This window comes from Mycobacterium sp. TH-M11 (genome assembly GCF_057473725.1).
The window spans coordinates 1-3,187 of record NZ_JBYCLD010000522.1 but is presented as its reverse complement, the minus strand read 5'-3'; the positions used below and the strand labels follow the sequence as shown (position 1 = coordinate 3,187).

Here is a 3,187-nt window from a genome sequence, read left to right as displayed (position 1 = left end):
CGCGCGGTGCGCATCGGCTCGTACGTCGCCGTCTCCGGCACCACCGCGCCCGGTGACGATGTCGGCATCCAGACACGGGAAGTGTTGCGCCGCATCGAGGTAGCACTTATCGAGGCGGGCGCAGCGCTGAGCGACGTGGTCCGCACCCGCATCTATGTGACCGACATTTCACGCTGGCGCGAGGTCGCGGCCGTGCACGCCGAGGTGTTCGGCGACATCCGCCCGGCGGCCACCATGGTCGAGGTGACCGCATTGGTCGAACCCTGGCTGCTGGTGGAGATCGAAGCCGACGCCTACCCGCCCAGCGCCGGGAACCCGCCATCGGCGCCCGGACGGTAGCTGGTGACGTTAATCACGGCGGCAACGGGCAACGGGCCGTAAAGATGCGGGAACAGCATCGACGCCGGATCCGTTGTTACCCCTAGTTCCCAACGAAGGGGCGAATCCAGGCGGGCCGGGTCGATGTGCAACAGCACAAGGTCGTCGCGACCGCGGTAGAGGCGGTTGGCCGGCAGGTGCACTTGCTCCGGGGTGGAGAGGTGGATGAAGCCAACGCTGGTCAAAGACTCGGGCCGAAGCTCGCCCTCGGTGTGAGCAATTGACCAGTCGCCGGTGGAACACAGATGTAACAGCACCGGCGGCGACCCAGACATGACGTCATCTTCCCGCACCGGTCAAACGGGACGGGGTGAGAAACGACACAGCCGGTAAACCGCCGGTGAAGACGGCCAAAAACGCAGTCATCTGAGACAGTGGAGAAGGCAGAACGGAGTAGCGATGAACGCAACGTTGACCAGTCCCGAATTGACCAGGGCTGATCGGTGCGATCGGTGCAGCGCTGCTGCACGGGTTCGCGCCAAGCTGCCCTCCGGAGCGGAACTCTTGTTCTGCCAACACCATGCCAACGAGCACGAGGCGAAGCTGATCGAGTTGTCTGCCGTGCTGGAGATCAGCGGCGACACCGTCGGAGCTTAATCGCGACTCGCCGCCAGCGGACCTGGCGAGGATCGCATTCGTCAGGAATCCTGAACGGGTCATGACCGACCACCCAGTGAAACCCTCGCGGCATCACCTGTGGCGCATTACTCGGCGGGCGTTGTCGAAAAGTTGGGACGACTCGATCTTTTCGGAGGCCGCTCAAGCGGCATTCTGGTCGGCGTTATCCATGCCACCGCTGCTGCTGGGCATGCTGGGCAGTCTCGCCTATGTGGCGCCGTTGTTCGGTCCGGACACCATGTCGGTCATCGAGCATTACCTGGTGTCGATGTCGAGCAAGATTTTCTCGCCGAGCGTCGTGCACGAAATCATCGAGCCGACCATCTCCGACATCGATCGAGGCGCCCGCGGCGAGGTGGTATCGCTGGGCTTTGTGATCTCACTGTGGGCGGGTTCGTCGGCGATCTCCGCCTTCGTCGACTCGGTGGTCGAAGCCCACGACCAGACGCCGCTGCGCCATCCGGTGCGCCAGCGTCTCTACGCGCTCGCGCTGTATGTGGTGATGCTGCTGTTCGTGATCGTCACGGCGCCGTTGATGGTGCGCGGGCCTCGCAAGCTGGCTGAACTCATTCCCGACGGCTTGCAGGACGTGCTGGCCTACGGCTACTACCCGGCGCTGCTGGTCGGCCTGATCGCGACCGTGGTCGTGTTGTATCGGGTTGCCCTGCCCGACCCGCTTCCGTCTCATCGGCTGATCTTCGGCGCGACATTGGCCAGCGTGGTGTTCGTGATCGCCACCCTGGGACTGCGCATCTACTTGCGCTACATCACCGGCACCGGCTACACCTACGGAGCGCTGGCCACCCCGATCGCCTTCCTGTTGTTCGCATTCTTCGCGGGCTTCTCGATCATGTTGGGCGCCGAATTCAACGCCGCCATCCAAGAGGAGTGGCCGGCCCCGCGCACGCATGCCCACCGGATGCGACGGTGGCTGGTCAAACGCGCCAAGGAAGCCGTCGCGGATGCCAACCCGACGACCGACGCCGACAACGACGCCGATGCACCGTCGCCCGCCAACTCCGGCCGGATCAGCTCCGCTTGAGCGTCTCGTAGATCCGCTTGCAGTCCGGGCACACCGGTGAGCCCGGCTTGGCGGACTTGGTCACCGGAAACACCTCACCGCACAGCGCGACAACATGGGTGCCCATCACCGCACTTTCGGCGATCTTCTCCTTCTTGACGTAATGGAAGAACTTGGGGGTGTCGCTGTCGGTCCCGTCGTCGACGCGTTCGTCGGTGTCGGTGCGCTCGATGGTCTGGGTGTCCATGGGACATATTGTGCCGGAACCGGGCCCACCACCGTAAGCCAACTTGTGGAAGAGTGGTGCAATGAAGCGCAGCCAAGAGCTGGGTTTTGACGACGATGGTCGACCGATCCTCATCACCGCCGCCGCACCCGCGTACGAGGTTCAGCACCGGCAACGGGTCCGCAAGTACCTGGCCATCATGTCGTTTCGGATTCCGGCCCTGCTACTGGCCGCCGTGGCATATGGCTTATGGCACAACGGTCTTATCTCGCTGGCGATCATCGCCTTCTCGATCCCGCTGCCCTGGATCGCGGTGCTCATCGCCAACGACCGCCCGCCCCGGCGGGCTGACGAACCCCGCAGGTTTGACGGCGCCGAACGACGGACCCCGCTGTTCCCCACGGCCGAACGCCCAGCGCTGGAGCGTCGCAGTCGTGCGGCCCCGCAACCGGACTGGCGGCACGGGCGGGCTGACGGTTCCGAATAACCCCGCCTCGCGGCGGTTCTCAGTACATTCTCAGGGCTCACGGACATTCGCGCACGTCAGCGGGTGTGAGAACGCCATCCGGTGGGAACTACTACGGCGGGTCGGTCGTTGTACCCGATGACAGTTCACGCTCTGAGGAGGCCGCCATGGCAAAAGCCAACACCGTTCGGGTCGATAGCGATCTGGATTCTCAAAGCCCAGCCGCCGACCTGGTGCGCGTGTACCTGAATGGGATCGGCAAGACGGCCTTGCTCAACGCTGCCGACGAGGTCGAATTGGCCAAGCGAATCGAAGCCGGCCTGTACGCCAAGCATCTGCTGGACACGCGCAAACGTATCGGCGAGGCCCGCAAGCGCGACTTGGCCGCCGTGGTTCGCGACGGCGAGGCGGCGCGCCGCCACCTGCTGGAAGCCAACCTGCGACTGGTCGTGTCGCTGGCCAAGCGCTACACCGGTCG

At 64.5% G+C, this 3,187-nt stretch carries 7 protein-coding genes; 5 read left to right on the top strand and 2 right to left on the bottom strand.

Features of this window, described 5'->3' with window-relative positions:
* On the top strand, positions 1-339 hold a 339-nt coding region (locus AC2VOG_RS19955), incomplete at its 5' end, for a Rid family hydrolase (protein ID WP_486941557.1).
* On the opposite strand, the gene AC2VOG_RS19950 is transcribed toward AC2VOG_RS19955, so the two are convergent.
* Positions 294-653 carry a DUF952 domain-containing protein gene (locus AC2VOG_RS19950; protein WP_486941556.1) on the bottom strand — a complete coding sequence of 120 codons (360 nt, stop codon included), beginning with the start codon at positions 651-653 and terminating at the stop codon, positions 294-296. The two genes, AC2VOG_RS19955 and AC2VOG_RS19950, sit on opposite strands and share 46 nt — an antisense overlap.
* A 124-nt stretch (positions 654-777) precedes the next feature.
* On the opposite strand from AC2VOG_RS19950, the gene AC2VOG_RS19945 reads away from it, so the two are divergent.
* Entirely contained in the window at positions 778-975 is a 198-nt protein-coding gene (locus AC2VOG_RS19945) for a DUF7455 domain-containing protein (RefSeq protein WP_486941555.1), read from the top strand.
* 61 nt (positions 976-1,036) lie between these two features.
* On the top strand, positions 1,037-2,038 hold the full coding sequence (locus tag AC2VOG_RS19940; RefSeq protein WP_486941554.1) for a YihY/virulence factor BrkB family protein: 1,002 nt from the start codon (positions 1,037-1,039) through the stop codon (positions 2,036-2,038).
* Here the strand turns inward: AC2VOG_RS19940 and AC2VOG_RS19935 are convergent.
* The gene (locus AC2VOG_RS19935; protein ID WP_486941553.1) at positions 2,025-2,264 is read right to left on the bottom strand and encodes a DUF3039 domain-containing protein; all 240 of its coding nucleotides are present in this window, start codon (positions 2,262-2,264) and stop codon (positions 2,025-2,027) included. The two genes, AC2VOG_RS19940 and AC2VOG_RS19935, sit on opposite strands and share 14 nt — an antisense overlap.
* Before the next feature lie 43 nt (positions 2,265-2,307).
* On the opposite strand from AC2VOG_RS19935, the gene AC2VOG_RS19930 reads away from it, so the two are divergent.
* Together AC2VOG_RS19930 and AC2VOG_RS19925 are read left to right on the top strand one after the other, a co-directional pair.
* Complete coding sequence (locus AC2VOG_RS19930) at positions 2,308-2,730, top strand: DUF3099 domain-containing protein (RefSeq protein WP_486941552.1); 423 nt, start codon at positions 2,308-2,310, stop codon at positions 2,728-2,730.
* Between the two features lie 146 nt (positions 2,731-2,876).
* Positions 2,877-3,187, top strand: a 311-nt coding sequence (locus AC2VOG_RS19925; RefSeq protein WP_486941551.1) for a sigma-70 factor domain-containing protein, incomplete at its 3' end; no start/stop codon positions are given.